Origin of the sequence: Novipirellula galeiformis (assembly GCF_007860095.1) — a bacterium.
GTDB lineage: Bacteria > Planctomycetota > Planctomycetia > Pirellulales > Pirellulaceae > Novipirellula > Novipirellula galeiformis.
Window position 1 is genome coordinate 836,030 of the sequence record NZ_SJPT01000002.1, and the last position, 15,365, is coordinate 851,394.

Consider the following 15,365-nt stretch of genomic DNA (forward strand, 5'->3'; position numbering starts at 1 on the left):
GCCAACGCGGAACGAGAATGCGAACGTCTCACGCGGCTCGATTTGATCCACGAACGTTGAGCGGCGATACCGCCGAGACGTTTCTCGCGAACTGTATCGGCCGCGAACTGTATCGGCCGCGAACTGTATCGGCCGCAAACTGTATCGGCCCGGAGTCGACACCGCGACGGGCGTTCCCGCTTTCGGACAACTTGCGAGAGCATTTATCTTTTTGCGGTAGTTACCGTCGCCAATCGGTGAACCCCATTTGGGCGAATGCAGCGACAGTTTGAATCCCACGTCATTTTTCGAATGGCTCGAGCTTGTGCACGCTCTCGATAGTCGGCCTCGATGTAATTCAAGCGAGCATTTCGCGATCATTCCAACTGCGCATAAACATTCCAGCTGCGCATAAAAAAACGGCTTGCTTAGGAAGACCTATGCAAGCCGTTCGATATTTCAAGCGTATCAAAACGTGCCCTCGGAAAAGGGCGAGCGAATCAACAGCACAACCGTGAGGTCTTAGTAGCGATCGCCACCGCGACCACCACCACCACTGCGACCGCCACCGCCGCCACCGCCGTAGCCACCGCCACCGCTGCGACCACCGCCGCCGCCGCCACCGTAACCGCCGCGACCACCGCCGCCGCCGCCACCGTAACCACCACGACCGCCACCGCCGCCGCCACGCTCTTCGCGAGGACGAGCTTCGTTAACGGTCAAGGAACGACCGTCATGTTCTTTCTCGTGCAACCCAGTGATAGCCGCCTGTGCTTCGGCATCGCTGCTCATTTCGACGAACCCAAAGCCTTTGCTACGACCGCTATCGCGGTCGGTGATGACTTGGGCACTTTCGACCGTGCCAAACTCTGAAAACAAATTTTCCAGATCCGAACTTGAGACAGCAAAGCTCAAGTTCCCACAATACAATTTCCTTCCCAACGCTAAACTCCTGTGCAAGGATTGACCGCCCGCCGTTGGAAGTTGCGGGCATTAAAGACAGCGGTCTCTGGAGAGACCTACCAAGTGGGACGGAGGAAAACTGCACGCCCCGGCCTACAAATCCGGCTACGAGCTGCACGATCAACCAACCAACTACGGTTCAATTTACTGAATTCTACTGCCGCGTATAGCCCAAAGCCCCCCCAGGACGGACGGGAATGTGGGAAAAGAAGACAAACTCGAGGGACTAGAGAGAGATCCCAAGCAAAGCTCAAACCTCAAAAACAACGCTCCTGGACGAGGCAAGTTTTCGTTCAACACGCAAATCGACGCGAACCTTTTAGCCAAGACGGCCCGCGATCGAATTAATTGACTTTCCCCAAATCTAGCTCGACACCTCCAACTCCTCCCATTCCACCTCGCCGCCTCAGATCACCCAGGCTGTCCGGCACCTCCGCAGCCAATTCGCGGCCTACTCGACACTCGATGACGGTGGGCCATCGCCCCAACGGTTGGGTGCCCTGAACGATCTAGGACTCTGGACGCGCGGTGCAGCTAAAGCGATGGAGACGATGGATCACCGTCGAGCAGCTTAGCCGCGTAAAACGTTGGAAAGTCGAATTTAATTCCAACGGTGTTTCCGCAGTTCGCGAATTGCATCGTCTCGCGTCTGTAGCACTCCATCAAGTTGTTGGTTGCGCAGGTGACTCAAGATTTTCGCATACGCCGGCCCCGCGGGAATCTCGAGTCCGGCCAAATCGGAACCCGTCAATAACGGAGCGGGATCAAGCACCATCGCAGGCAGCGACAACGCCTTTTGCACAAGCTGGATTCCGTCGCTTTCCAATCCCGTCGCCCTGACGCACTCGGATGCAACATCCAACACCACCGCGATGTCACGATCTATCAAGACCGGTTGAACCTTGGACCACGCCAACTTGTGAGCAATGCTTAACACCGGCGCCCCATGAATCGCGGCGGTCACGATGCGTTTTTCTTCATTCGACAATTTCCATCGTTTTGCAATCGACCGCAAATCCGCCAGCGCGTGTTCGCTGGCCAACAACAGACATGCCAGCGCCGATGGAAAGGAGCGGCGTCGTTTGTGCGCGAAGTATTGCGCGAGTCGATCGCCATCCATGTTCTCAAGCTCGGGTAACACGTACGCCGCCAATGATAAGGCGCGAAGATGCTCAAAACCCTGGTACGCATTTTCCGAACTCATCGTCCGTCGCATCTCAATTCCGATTCGTTCCCCACTGACCCGCACGATTTCGCTCGCCTTATCGCGAATCGACTGGGCGGTGCGGGGCTCGATTTCAAAGTCAATCGTGGTGGCAAAACGCACCGCGCGAAGCATTCGCAGCTTGTCCTCGCCGAAACGTTGATCCGGATCACCAATCGTCCTCAACACGCCTCGTTTCAGATCATCGTGGCCGGAAACGTAGTCGATGATTTGCCCCATCGCCGGATCATAAAACAAACCATTGATGGTAAAGTCACGTCGTTGGGCGTCTGCAGCCGCGTTTCCGAAATGAACGCTGTCGGGCCGACGCCCATCAAGATAGACGCCATCGCTACGAAATGTAGCAACCTCGGTCGGTTCCACCTTTGTTATTGCGGCCTCTTCACCATGCTCCGTTGCCGCGTTAGCCCGCTTTCGGGGGGCCGCCAATTTCCGATCCGGTAGAACGCCAATCACCCCAAAACTGGCTCCGAACGCCAAGGTTCGTTTGCGGCCAAACACATCACAAATCGACTCAGGCGTCGCATCGGTGGCAACGTCGTAGTCTTTGGGATGTTTATTAAGCAGCGCATCACGCACGCACCCACCGGCGAGATAAGCGGTGAAACCCGCCGCTCGCAACCGACGAATCACGCGCAGTGCTTCTTGGGCGGATTCCGTGGAAAAATCGAAGTCGAATGGGGTGCAAGTAGGATTCAAAAACGTTGCGATTGTGTGGGTATGTGTTGGAAAAAAACGATCGGTATACGACAAACCGGATGATGCCGCGAATGAATCTACGATTGTGGACCAACCCGATCTTAGGTAAAAGCACCCGTATGAGTGACAACATGCCAAGAATCGGAAAAAAGCGAGGCGTCGTGGGAGTGATCTTCCGCGAGGAAAAACTATTGATCATTCGCCGGTCCTTGACCGTCACCGCACCGGGAAAGCTCTGCTTGCCGGGCGGCACGATCGAAAAGGGCGAAAGCGAACAGTTTGCGTTGGTTCGCGAGATGCAGGAAGAGTTGGCAATCGATGTCGAACCGATTCGCCTGCTGTGGCGGAGCGTGACCCCCTGGGGAACCACCTTGGCGTGGTGGTTGTCAGCATTGGAACCCGACGTTTTACCGGTCCCGAATCCCGCGGAGGTCTCCGAATATCACTGGATGGATAGCCGGGAAATCTGTAACGCTCGCGAGATGTTGCCGAGTCTGCCTGAATTCATTCAAGCGATTCGCGCTGAAGAGGTCCGCTTAGACATCGCCTTCTAAGCCGCCCGGCGTCGCCTCCGAAACCGCCGCCTCCGAAACCGCCGTCACGCCACCGAGAGCGTTGACGGCTTACTTCACGCCCGCGAGCGGTGATTTTGCTTCACGCTCGAGAGCGGAGATTGCTTGTGCAACCGTCTCGCTCGCCACCCCACTCGCGTTAGCGAGCCATCCTAGCGAGCATCCGGTCGCGTTGCGATCCTCGCCTGATCAAGCTCGCTTAGCGACAGCGCGATCCATCCTTCACGCAATTCGAGTTGGCTAATCGCCAAACTTTCGCTGGCGGGATGCATCGCCAACACATCGCTCGTCAAAGGCAAACCACGATTCGGCGAGAGCACCTTGGTGAAGATCGCTCGAATGGGCAAACGTTCTCGCATCGACAGATTCGGTCCACTGATGCTCAAGTGCCCGTCCCGGACCAACGTCGCCTTTAACCCATCAACCTTGGGCACGTAGCTCGCCCGCACGATAAAGCGGCGCAGATCAAGCATCTCGCCACGCGTTAATTTTACGACGCGAAGCGTCAGCCATAACTTACCGTTCTCGATCTCAACGGTAATCGGCCGCGTCTTGGCGAATTGAATCATTACATCGTCAGGAATGTCCTCAGGAATCGCCGATGCTTGCTGGCCGAACAATACCATTCCCTCTTGGATCATATCGACGATCCGGCGTGGTTGATCCCTGGGAACCAATTGTTCTAACGTATTGTTCATCGATGACTGATGCACTTGCACACTCATCAAACTGTTGCGAAGAGCGCGCGGGCGTGGTGTGAACGCGCCGAGTTGCCAATCGCCAGCCAACCGATAGCGGGCGAGCAAACGGTCATTTGTCGTCTGCATGTCGGCCACTTGTGGATCAAGTTTAAGCGCCCCCAACGGGCCGAGGACCAACTTCGACAAACTACGCGCCGAATCATTGATTTGTTTATCGACTCGTTGATCGATTTCGCCGCCCACTTGGCTACGCACTTTTTCAATGGAGATTTGGTTCGACAAAGGCTCAAGCGACTCGTAGCGAGTCGTTGCGAGACTACGTACAAGGGTCCCAATCAAGGGCCAACTGTCGTAATCAGTCGCGATCCCTTGGAGTTGATTTCTGCCATTAACGTCGACCCATGAATCACCAAGCTGAACGCCATCGGGTGTAATTTCGATTGGCGTGGAGGCGAGGAAATCACTGTCACCAGCGGTTCGCAAGGCGACGGGCCCGCTGTGTCCGATCGATCGAGTTTTCACATTACCCAACGTACGGAGGTCAATCTGCCAATGGTTTGGCGAGGGCAGTAACGCAATGCTTAGGTTACTTTTGACATGGCTGATTCCTCGTACTTGACTTCCCAACACCTGGGTGCGAATCGGAACCGATTGAGGCGCGATGGTAGGCAACATCCGTTGCAACATCGATTGGCTAATCGCCAAACGTATATTGGCGTTGCGGTAGTGCGTGTCAATCGCCGAAGCAACCTTCACTGCGATCGGATTGTCCGAATGGCGAAGGGTCTGGACCGCTTCGGCAATCTCCAAAGAAACCGTGTCAATTTCATTTGACTCTTGGTGTTCAAGTTGATTCAGCAAGCTGGCGTAATCAACCGCCCCACGCGTCCAAGGACGAATAGCGATCGCAAGCTGCTCGATTTTGTCGCCACGAAGCCATTCACGGTGATCGGGATGCAATCCATGCCATCGGAGACGCGCCAAGAACCGCTTGGCCAACATTGCACGATCCTCACGCGAGGCTCCCGTGGCGGCCGATTCAAGTGGATCTAACAACAAAAATCGATTCCAACCTTCGGCATCACCGGTTTCGCTAAGGATCGCTCGCACCTGGGCCACAAATTCACTCGCGTCCGCTTCGGTTGCCACGTGGTTTCGCGGCGCCAACATCTGGGTATCCCCGGTCTGGCTCAGTTGCCAAATCGGTTGCCAAACGGCCACGCGGCGCTCAATGGCGTAGCAGGCATACAGAAAATGCATCTGCGTTTCACGCGTCACCATCGCCTCCGCAGTATCCTGACCCTGTCGGCGGAGTGTATCCAGCCGTTCGATCAACGTTCCAGCGCGAGCGCCCCCAAGACGTGGCTCGGTTCGCAACTCAGCCAACGTTTGTTGAACTCGCTCGGACCAACTCGATAGCTCCGCGAGCTCCTGGAGTTGCGAGTTTGACTGCGTGCCAGGCTCGGCACGATAGGAGTTCACAAATTCATCGAGTCGGTCTAGTTGCCGATTAAGGCTGTTGGTCACGGGCCAACCCGCGGGGCTGAGCTGATGCGATCGACGAGTGGATTCGAATACCGAAGCGGCGTCGAACGATTCGCCTGCGTCGGCAGCCGAAGAAACGTCGGGGATCATCTCAGACGCGACGCTCGACGCCTTTGGGTTCACTGTCGGACGAGGACTTATTTTCGCAAGGACAGCGATCGATTCCGGCAACACGGAAGCTCGCTTGCGGTCGCTTGCCCTTCGTTCGCCCAGCTCCGCTTGCACGGCCTCCGGCTGCACCGCAGCAATCGTATTAAGCGGAGATTGAATTTCGGGCAGAGGCGAATAGTCGGCAACGCCATCGACGCTGGAGGGAGCGTCGAGGGAATCCGAAAGCGAGGCTGCGATCGCGCTATGGTGTCCCGCTAACTCTTGGTGCTCATCACGGATCGGAGCGATTAGGCGTCCCGGTTTCTCGGACGGCAGGGCGACTTTAATGTCGGCCTCTGTGGAAGCCTGAGCTTTAACCGTGCTGGGATTGAGCCGATACTCGTCGCTCGCGACCGACTCGAGATCCATGTGATCCAGATCGATCACCAATTCATTATCCGATTCGCGCGGTGCCGCCTTCGCGATGTTCGATTCGCCGTAATGCGGGTTGCGGGCCTCCGTCAACAGGTCGCTTGGGGCATCGTGCTTCTCGGTTGAAGCGAGCTCTCGCTCAAGACGTAGCGGCATACGCATGCCCCGGACGCCGTATTCCGGCCGTTCGATCGCAGCGACTTCGGCGGGGGTGGGGGCGATTTGCGGATGCAAAACTTCAAAAGTTGACTCTAGACGCGTTTCGCGAGTCCGTTCTACCGCGGTCGCGTTCACCGACGACCGCCCTTGAATGTTCGCAGGCGACTGAAACGTGACCACTTGCGAATCCCAACTCGGTCGTTGCTGATCGTCTGCGGATGGTCCTAGGGACTCGAACCAACCTTGGTTCATTGTTCCGTGCCACGAAACCGCGACCATAACCAGAGAAGCCGTCAATGGCCATAAAACCAGTGATCTTTTAACGTCCTTGCGCATCCCGATCTCGTTTTCGAATAGGCGGGAATTGTTGTCTAAACGGTCCTATCCCGCTCGATAGCCATCCGTGGCAAATCTTATCAACCGCTGTACACTAGCATCGGCGATCCAACCGGCTCCATCCACAAAGGTCTTTCAAACCCGACAAAAAGACGAGAAGTCGCCATCCCCCCCAACCCACCCAGAGGATATAAAGGTCCCTTCTGACGAATCAAAATTCGTCTTTTAATGCAGCCCGCGATTTTGCTATCAGTCACCGAACTGACTCACCTTCGCGTCCCAACCCCGATTTCGCTCCATGACTACACTCTCAGGAAAAATCTACGTCGCCGGCCATCGGGGCATGGTCGGTTCCGCGGTATGCCGTCGGTTGGCGGCTGCAGGTACCTGCGAGGTGCTGACGGCCAGTCGCGAGGCGCTGGATCTAACGCACCAAAGCTCAGTCGAAGATTTCTTTGCGGAAGAAAAACCTGACACGGTCATTTTCGCTGCCGCTCGTGTGGGAGGTGTGCTTGCCAACGATACCTATCCCGTGGAATTCTTGGCCGATAACTTGCTGATGTCAACATTTGCAATCAATGCGGCTTATGCATCGGGGGTGAAACGCTTTTTGTTTCTCGGCAGCACCTGTATTTATCCTCGCGATTGCGCTCAACCCATCCAGGAGAACGCTCTGCTGAGCGGTCCGCTAGAAAAGACAAACGAAGCCTACGCGCTGGCTAAAATAGCGGGCTTGAAATTGTGCCAATATTATCGTCGCCAACACGGCGTGATGTTTCACAGCGCGATGCCCACCAACCTGTACGGCCCCGGCGACAATTACCATCCCCAACATAGCCACGTATTGCCCGCATTACTGCGGCGATTCCACGAGGCAAAAATCGCGGGCTCGCCGAGCGTTACAATCTGGGGCACGGGGACGCCACGTCGCGAATTCCTTTTCGTTGACGACCTGGCCGATGCATTGCTATTTCTGCTGGGACAAGACAATCCACCGGACTGGGTCAACCTAGGAACGGGCATCGACCTTTCGATTCTTGAACTCGCCCAACTTGTCGCCAAGACGGTCGGCTATGAAGGCGCCGTCAAGACCGACCCCGAAAAACCAGATGGCACCCCGATTAAATGCAGTGACGTATCGCTGTTGCACCGCATGGGATGGAAACACAAGGTCGAACTCACCCAGGGACTCCGAACCACGTATGATCACTTCCTGAGCGAAGTTGAATCGGGTGAAATCCGATCCGTTTGATGCGTTGTTCAAAGATCCTTGAACGATCGACAAGGCAACATCGTTTCGCTGGGCCCGCGTTTTTATGGCAATCACGCTGCCCAAAACGTTCCTCACAGTTCATTTCTTCGTTCACTGTCTACCCTCTTTATCTTCCCCCTTTCGCAATCTCCCCTAAACAACCGACATTGACATGGCAAACAGCACCCCGACGCCGAAAAGTGCATTAATCACCGGGATCACCGGCCAAGACGGCAGCTATCTGGCTGAACTGCTGCTTGAGAAAGGCTACACCGTCCATGGACTCGTTCGCCGCAGCAGCACGTTTTCGACCGAACGCATCGAGCACATCTATAAAGACATTCACGAAAACTCAAGGCTCCGCCTGCATTACGGCGACCTAACGGACGGCCAAGCGTTGACGAACTTGGTACTCGAAATTGAGCCCGACGAAATCTACAACCTGGGCGCGCAAAGCCACGTTCGCGTCTCATTTGATCAACCGGTTTACACTTTGCAAACCGTCGGCGTCGGCGCTCTGAACGTTCTCGAAGCGGCACGCTTGCTGAACAAAAAGAAGTCGGTTCGCGTCTACCAAGCCAGCAGTAGTGAAATGTACGGCGATGTCATGCAAACGCCGCAAACCGAACTGACGCCGTTTAACCCTCAGTCGCCCTACGCGTGTGCCAAGGTGTTCGCGTTCCACCAGACGGTGAACTATCGCGAAAGCTACGACATGTTTGCCAGCAACGGGATCTTGTTCAACCATGAATCCGAGCGTCGCGGAGAAACCTTTGTAACGAGAAAAATCACGCGTGCAGCCGGACGGATCAAAGTCGGGATGCAGAAAAAACTGTACCTCGGGAATCTCGATGCCAAACGTGACTGGGGCTACGCAAAAGACTATGTCGAAGGCATGTGGCGGATCCTTCAGCACGACGAGCCCGATGATTTCGTGCTTGCCACCGGACGAACCGAAACCGTGCGCGACTTTGCGAAACTCGTGTTTCAACAACTCGACCTAAACTACGAAGACTTCGTTGAGATCGATCCACGCTACTTCCGCCCTGCCGAAGTGGAACTATTGCTTGGTGACCCGAGCAAAGCCAAAGAGAAACTCGGCTGGGAAGCAACGACGAACCTTGAAGAACTCGCACGCATCATGACCGAGCACGATCTTGAACTGGCGAAGCGTGAAGCCCACGCGAACAGCTTCGTACCAAGCTAGACAAGCGTCGCTAATTAAACGCTCGCCTGGGCACGGGCCTTTCGTCCACCCAGGAGAGCTGGCAAGGCGTGCAAAAACGCAAGCAAAGGAATCACCTTTGCAACCGCCTTCGCATCTTCAGGCCAACCGCTCGAGGCGCGACTCCGCCTCATAGCGACAATCTTGCGGCCACGTCTTCAATCAAGGCCATGAAATCGGGGACGTCCATTGGACTCGATCGAGAAACCTCTAAGCTGCGGATCGCTGCAGAGAACGCTGGGCCAGTGAACGCTGACTCAGGAAACTACCGCGTGGGGCACGCATCCATGTGACCAGCCCGTCGATTGAGTGTGGCTTGCTCAATACGAGTTCGACCCCCGCAGCCTCGGCTTCACGGGCCTGATGGACTCTCGGGCACGTAGCAATCCAGGCATGCGAAGCATTGGCCACCGTATCGACCGACGCCATCCGAATCTGCCATTCGGCTTTCGTGCCAAACGGCGCGACTGAGTCGTCCCAGATGACGCGGTCAATATTGCGAATCCGCTGTGATTCGGCGGAGCGCAACCAGACCGCAGTGGCGCCGTCGATGGACGCCAAGTCCAACAGCGGTTCTGCGGCGGAAAGGCAGGAGGCCAGCACCGCCACCGTCATTTTGCTAGCTGGCCGCTGAGGGGGCGTCTCCTGCCCGGCACCGGATAGCCCGGCACCGGATAGCCCGGCACCGGATAGCCATGCGGGAACCACATCCCGCCAAGCGGCTGCATTGACAATCGGAACGAGCGGCGTCGACATCGCGTCCACAGCAGCCGCGATCGCGAATCGCTCGGCGTGACGAACGCCCTCGCAAAGCGACGAGAGCAAGATGACCCCCTCGGCGCCTACGCTGTGCCGAATTAACTGGATTGCTTGGTTCCAATCGAACGCCCCGCGATCCCTCCGAGCGATCACAATCCGATCGACGGTCGAAGCCGGCCGCTCAAGTGCATCGCGAATCGAGTAACGATAGGCTATCTGCAGCGAGCTGGATTCAGCCAACGCATAACATTCGCGAAACTCGCTCGAGTCCCTGGGGCCAATCCACATTAACGTACGGCAAGGCGTGGCCAGTGCCGCGGTCGGGGAGTCATTCCACATAGAGACAATCAAACAAAGGCGACAAGGTTGCTATCAAAGCTCGTCAACGCGTTCTTCGCACTCCTTCAGTGCGTGCCACGCTTCGCCGGGCGATGTACTGGTACGTAACTCAATCAAAAACGAATCGTCGATAATCATGCGACTCAATTTTGCGAGGATACGAAGGTGAATCCGATCGTCGTAAGAGCAAATCAGGAAGAAAACATCGGTTAATTGGCCACGATCGGCGAACGGGATGGCCGAAGGACAGATTCCCAACGCAATCACCGAGTCGGCCAGAATGGAGGTTTGGGGGCGTCGGGGGTGCAGCAACGCCACGCCGCAATCGAGTGCCGTGGGATGCATTTGTTCGCGTGCCTGCACCGCTTCGGCCATTGCCGGGGCGTCCCACATCAGCCCCGTCTTTCCCGCCAAATTGCACATCGAGCGAATCACGCTGCCGCGCGTGCGCGCGTTCAATGGGACTTGCAGGGTGTCGATGCTGCACAATTCGTGAATCGGTCGATCGACCGCTTCGGGCGAGACACGGTCGAGCACTTGTTGAACTTTGTCGAGCTCATCGGCCGCGCTTAACCCAATTCGTTCCTCGAGCCAGTGATGAATTTCGGCCTTACTAAACCGCCATTGGCCACCAACTTTTCGTGCCGGCACCCTGCCACGGTCAGCCATTTTGACCACTTGGTCCGGGGTCACGTGCAGGTATTCCGCTATTCGAGCCGCGTCGAGATCGTCCATTATTAGGAATTTCTTGGGTTAGGGGTGAGGTGAGACTGCCGGCAAATTTCCCTTCGTTGGAGCAAAGGAACGCCGTGGAAGCAACCAGAGCGTCAGGCTTTTGCCAGCATGTTCACGAAGACTTTACCATTGACATCGAAATTAATTTCACGGTATTCCAAACTTAGTCTAAAGTCCCCTGGCGAACTATCGATCGCTAACCGAATTGACGTGTGGCGCAGCCACTCGTTGAACCTTTTGAGCAGGATCTTATGATTCGCTGGCTCCCAACGAACGTTTTCTACATGAATTGTCGACAGAACCAACGCCTGGGGCTGTCGAGTGTAAGCTTGCTGCGCCGCGTTGCTCGACGTCTAGCAAGTCGCAAGCCGGACGAAACCGGCTGCTCCACCCCGCCAATCACGACAACACGGTCGCCAATCCCAGCAACGAGGTCTATCTGCCGACTGTTGTTTTCGGCGTTGATCGTGCTGGTCACCAGCGGTACCAAGGTCTCCGCGCAAGGCTCGAGCTTTCCGCCAAGCAATACACCGATCTCACCGGGGCTTCCGTACGGCAGTCGAGCTCCCGTCGATATCCCGCAAACGAATCTGCAACCGATGGGCAGCCCGTTCGCGGGGGCTCCCGGCGGTTCGCCAGCCCCCACGGCACCGCCATCGATGGGCGCCCAATTTGATCCCTACGCGAGTTCGGGGTCGGCAAGCTTGCCAAGTTACCCCGCACCGAGCTATCCATCGTCGCCCGTTCCACTGGGCAGCACCCTCGGCCCCGTTCAAGCACCGGGCGCCTTGTTGCCACCCTCTCGACCTGGCGGTGAAAGTCTGTTCAGTCGCATTTTTTCGCAGTCCGCGTCCGCCCCCATCCTTCCCGGCGGACCGGCCAGCTACGGTGGTTCACTGGCCGCTCCCACCTTGCCTCCTGCGAATTATGGAGCAACCGCCCCGGGGGCGTCTGCCTACGGGCCTCCCGTCTATGGCCCCGCACCGAACTATGGGGGCCCGGCGACCATTCCCGGTCCCGCGTACCCCGGCTCGATATATCCTTCGACCGGGCCGAGCACCCTATTCCCTGGCGGGATCTTCGGCAGCAACGGAGATTTTTTCGGTAACGGATCGGAGTTTAGCGCCTACCGACTACTCCAAGGCCCTCGGCTGCGACACACCTACTTAGGTTCAACCAGCGACCCCGATTCACTTGAAATCAACGACACCGATGTTTCGTTAGTCTTTGCTTGGCAGAACTTCTTGTATTCGAGCCAGCCGTTGATGATCGCTCCGGCATTCTCGTTGCATCAATGGAACGGACCGGAGAACACCCCCACACAGAATGCGGATCTCCCCTCCAAGGCCTACAGTGCGTTCTTGGATGTGGGTTGGCAAAGTGATCCTAATCAAATACTAGGGCTGGAGCTGGGCGCGCGAGTCGGCGTGTTCTCTGATTTTGACACGGCGAACAGCGACAGCCTAAGAGTGCTTGGTAAGGGCTTGCTGAACTTTCGTTTAACCCCCGCGGCCACACTTAAAGGCGGCGTCTACGTCTTGGATCGAATTCGCTACAACGTCATTCCTGCCGGTGGGATCCTTTGGCAACCAAACCCTTATACACGATTTGACATTTTCTTCCCGCAACCCAAATTGGCGCGTTATTGGCGAACCGTTGGGACACAAGACGTGTGGGGGTATTTGGGTGGCGAGTACGGCGGCGGTTCATGGACCGTGACACGTGACAACAAAGACGAACAACTCATCGATATCAATGACTATCGCGTGATGCTTGGGCTGGAATGGGGACAACATGAGTATATCCGCGCCGGCCGCCGAAACGCGTTTGTCGAAGTCGGCTACGTCTTCGATCGCGAGATTCTATACGAGAACAAGAACAATCGATTCACCCAAGATGACGCGATCATGTTTCGCGCGGGTATCGGTTATTGAGACCGCTCCTTCGGGCACACAAGCCCACGTTTTTTATGGCGGGCCGCCGTACTGTGATCGTGGAACCGCTGCGTTTACTTCATGAGCGGTAGCATTCTCCGCACGATTCGTTATAATTCGGCTCGTCGGCCCGAAAGAGTGGGCCGTACCGTTGGCCCCGGTGCCTCCGCTGGACTGGTTACCACACCTCACGTCGGAGTGCCATTAAGACGCTTTCCATGAGCGTTGTGCAGGGGCGAATGAAAGGGATTGAAAACTGACTCGAAACACCCGTTGATTGGAATCATGTTGCTGTCATGGTCGCTGAGTGATGATCGTTTCGATCGGTCTCGCACGATGACATTCCTTTGTTGCAACGTCACGAATTCCTCACGAACGGGTTCCGACTCGCATTTTTCGAGCGGTGGATGTTTCCATGGCGACCTTGTCGAGGATGCCTCGGCCAATGGCGGCCTGTTAGATTCAATCTCAACGTTTGGCGATTGTCAGCTTCGGCCTCACGCTGGATTGAATCGCGGTTGCCGCGAATTCGTCGTAATCCGGCACGATAACGCAAACGCCTAGATGAACCAACGTACTCGCTGCGGGGTTGGGTTGATACGCAATTCGGCGCGGGGACATGACTCGAAATCAGTAGAGGAAGTCGATGTCGATTCCGAAGGATGGAAACACACACTCGATGCCGCTATCGCCGCCACAGCAGCGGTTTGGCAAAAACCCGGTGAAGCAACGAGAGACCGACAACTATGCCCAGGAGTACATCAAAGGGTTCGTCGACAAGTGGGACGAGCTAATCGATTGGGACAGTCGTGCCGAGAGCGAAGGTGACTTTTTCATCCAAGCGTTAAGAAAGCACAATGTACGCAGGGTGCTCGACGTCGCCACCGGAACCGGTTTTCATTCGGTCCGCTTATTGGAGGCCGGATTTGAGGTGGTCAGCGCCGACGGGAGTCCCGAAATGCTGGTGAAAGCGTTTGAGAATGCGCGACACCGAGGCCACATTCTTCGCACCGTTCAAGCGGATTGGCGGTGGCTCAATCGCGATGTCCGTGGCGAGTACGACGCCATCATTTGTCTGGGGAATTCGTTCACTCACATGTTCCAAGAACGCGATCGCCGCAAGGCCCTCGCTGAGTATTACGCGATGCTAAAGCACGATGGCATCCTGATTCTCGACCAACGGAACTACGATCGTATTCTCGACGATGGCTTCTCCAGCAAGCACACCTATTACTATTGCGGCGACAACGTCCGAGCGGCTCCGGAGCACATCGACGATGGGCTGGCGCGGTTCCGATATGATTTTCCCGATCAATCCAGCTATCACTTGAACATGTTTCCGCTACGCAAACACTACATGCGACGGCTGATGCAAGAGGTCGGTTTCCAGAACATCGAAACGTTTGGTGATTTTCAAGAAACGTATCACGATGAAGAACCCGATTTCTATATTCACGTTGCCGAGAAATCCTACGAGTCGCTTGAAGGATCAATCGACATCCAAGTTGCAGGGGCAAGCCAATGAGCGGAAACTATTCCACCGCCGTGAACACGGCACGCGAGTACTACAACAGTGAAGATGCCGATTCGTTCTACTCCTTGATCTGGGGTGGCGAAGACATTCACATCGGCTGCTACGCGAACGACGCCGAGCCCATCGAAACAGCCAGCCGTCGTACGGTGTCAAAAATGGCCGATCGGCTCCGTGACACTCTTTCGCCAAACTCGCGTGTGTTGGACCTCGGCGCGGGCTACGGCGGCGCCGCACGCTATCTCGCCGAGCGATTTGGTTGCCAAGTCGTCGCCTTGAATTTGAGCGAAACCGAAAACTCACGATGTCGAAAATTGAACGCCGAGCAATCCCTCGATCATTTAGTCGAGGTGGTTGACGGCAGTTTCGAAGCGATTCCCTCGGATGACCATCGTTTTGATGTGGTGTGGTCTCAGGATGCGATCTTGCACAGCGGAAATCGAACGCAAGTGATCTCCGAGGTCTCGCGCGTCTTAAAGCCGGGTGGCGACTTTGTCTTTACCGATCCGATGCAGGCCGATGATTGCCCCGTAGGGGTGTTGCAACCGATTCTAAATCGGATTCATTTGAACACGCTCGCGTCCCCCAAATTCTATATCGATCAATGCGATGCAGTGGGCATGCGTTTGATCGATTTCGAATGCCTGACGCCACAGTTGGTGCGACATTATGCTCGCGTGCTCGAGGAAACGACCGCGCGCGAAATGGAGATCAATGAACTGATTTCACCTGACTACCTGCAACGAATGAAAGCGGGACTCGGTCACTGGATCGATGGCGGTCATCACGGCTATTTGGCGTGGGGGATTTTCCACTTTACCAAGTCCGAACTCAGCTAAAATCAAACGGGCGCTGGCAATCCCCTCCTTCCGGAGGCATTCGGTTCACC

At 56.0% G+C, this 15,365-nt stretch carries 13 protein-coding genes; 7 read left to right on the forward strand and 6 right to left on the reverse strand.

Annotated features, from left to right (window positions below; genetic code table 11):
* Window positions 1–17: 17 nt before the first annotated feature.
* Entirely contained in the window at window positions 18–272 is a 255-nt protein-coding gene (locus Pla52o_RS08085; protein ID WP_146594063.1) for a hypothetical protein, read from the forward strand.
* A gap of 229 nt (window positions 273–501) precedes the next feature.
* Here the strand turns inward: Pla52o_RS08085 and Pla52o_RS27675 are convergent, their stop codons facing one another.
* Both Pla52o_RS27675 and Pla52o_RS08095 read right to left on the reverse strand, forming a co-directional pair.
* Window positions 502–921 carry an RNA recognition motif domain-containing protein gene (locus tag Pla52o_RS27675; protein ID WP_197169092.1) on the reverse strand — a complete coding sequence of 140 codons (420 nt, stop codon included), beginning with the start codon at window positions 919–921 and terminating at the stop codon, window positions 502–504.
* A gap of 622 nt (window positions 922–1,543) precedes the next feature.
* Window positions 1,544–2,866 carry a CCA tRNA nucleotidyltransferase gene (locus tag Pla52o_RS08095; RefSeq protein ID WP_146594064.1) on the reverse strand — a complete coding sequence of 441 codons (1,323 nt, stop codon included), beginning with the start codon at window positions 2,864–2,866 and terminating at the stop codon, window positions 1,544–1,546.
* A 71-nt stretch (window positions 2,867–2,937) separates the two neighbouring features.
* Between Pla52o_RS08095 and Pla52o_RS08100 the strand changes: the two genes are divergently transcribed.
* Complete coding sequence (locus Pla52o_RS08100; protein ID WP_231612172.1) at window positions 2,938–3,420, forward strand: NUDIX hydrolase; 483 nt, start codon at window positions 2,938–2,940, stop codon at window positions 3,418–3,420.
* 170 nt (window positions 3,421–3,590) lie between these two features.
* On the opposite strand, the gene Pla52o_RS08105 is transcribed toward Pla52o_RS08100, so the two are convergent.
* Window positions 3,591–6,617, reverse strand: a complete 3,027-nt coding sequence (locus tag Pla52o_RS08105; protein ID WP_146594065.1) for a hypothetical protein — start codon at window positions 6,615–6,617, stop codon at window positions 3,591–3,593.
* Between the two features lie 382 nt (window positions 6,618–6,999).
* Between Pla52o_RS08105 and Pla52o_RS08110 the strand changes: the two genes are divergently transcribed.
* Together Pla52o_RS08110 and gmd are read left to right on the forward strand one after the other, a co-directional pair.
* The gene (locus Pla52o_RS08110) at window positions 7,000–7,953 is read left to right on the forward strand and encodes a GDP-L-fucose synthase family protein (protein ID WP_146594066.1); all 954 of its coding nucleotides are present in this window, start codon (window positions 7,000–7,002) and stop codon (window positions 7,951–7,953) included.
* Between the two features lie 172 nt (window positions 7,954–8,125).
* On the forward strand, window positions 8,126–9,160 hold the full coding sequence (gene gmd / locus Pla52o_RS08115) for a GDP-mannose 4,6-dehydratase (protein ID WP_146594067.1): 1,035 nt from the start codon (window positions 8,126–8,128) through the stop codon (window positions 9,158–9,160).
* A gap of 228 nt (window positions 9,161–9,388) precedes the next feature.
* Here the strand turns inward: gmd and Pla52o_RS08120 are convergent, their stop codons facing one another.
* Window positions 9,389–10,276, reverse strand: coding sequence for a hypothetical protein (locus Pla52o_RS08120; RefSeq protein WP_146594068.1), 888 nt, complete (start codon window positions 10,274–10,276; stop codon window positions 9,389–9,391).
* A 33-nt stretch (window positions 10,277–10,309) separates the two neighbouring features.
* Window positions 10,310–11,011, reverse strand: a complete 702-nt coding sequence (locus Pla52o_RS08125; RefSeq protein WP_146594069.1) for a PTS sugar transporter subunit IIA — start codon at window positions 11,009–11,011, stop codon at window positions 10,310–10,312.
* A 449-nt stretch (window positions 11,012–11,460) separates the two neighbouring features.
* On the opposite strand from Pla52o_RS08125, the gene Pla52o_RS08130 reads away from it, so the two are divergent.
* Window positions 11,461–12,945, forward strand: coding sequence for a hypothetical protein (locus Pla52o_RS08130; protein WP_146594070.1), 1,485 nt, complete (start codon window positions 11,461–11,463; stop codon window positions 12,943–12,945).
* Window positions 12,946–13,413: 468 nt separating this feature from the next.
* Here Pla52o_RS08130 and Pla52o_RS26775 read toward each other — a convergent pair whose 3' ends face one another.
* A complete protein-coding gene (locus Pla52o_RS26775) occupies window positions 13,414–13,566 on the reverse strand; it encodes a hypothetical protein (protein WP_197169093.1) in 153 nt (50 codons plus the stop codon).
* Between the two features lie 25 nt (window positions 13,567–13,591).
* Between Pla52o_RS26775 and Pla52o_RS08135 the strand changes: the two genes are divergently transcribed.
* Both Pla52o_RS08135 and Pla52o_RS08140 read left to right on the forward strand, forming a co-directional pair.
* Window positions 13,592–14,470 carry a glycine/sarcosine N-methyltransferase gene (locus Pla52o_RS08135; RefSeq protein ID WP_146594071.1) on the forward strand — a complete coding sequence of 293 codons (879 nt, stop codon included), beginning with the start codon at window positions 13,592–13,594 and terminating at the stop codon, window positions 14,468–14,470.
* A complete protein-coding gene (locus tag Pla52o_RS08140; RefSeq protein ID WP_146594072.1) occupies window positions 14,467–15,315 on the forward strand; it encodes an SAM-dependent methyltransferase in 849 nt (282 codons plus the stop codon). The genes Pla52o_RS08135 and Pla52o_RS08140 overlap by 4 nt, the downstream gene beginning before the upstream one ends.
* Window positions 15,316–15,365 lie beyond the last annotated feature (50 nt).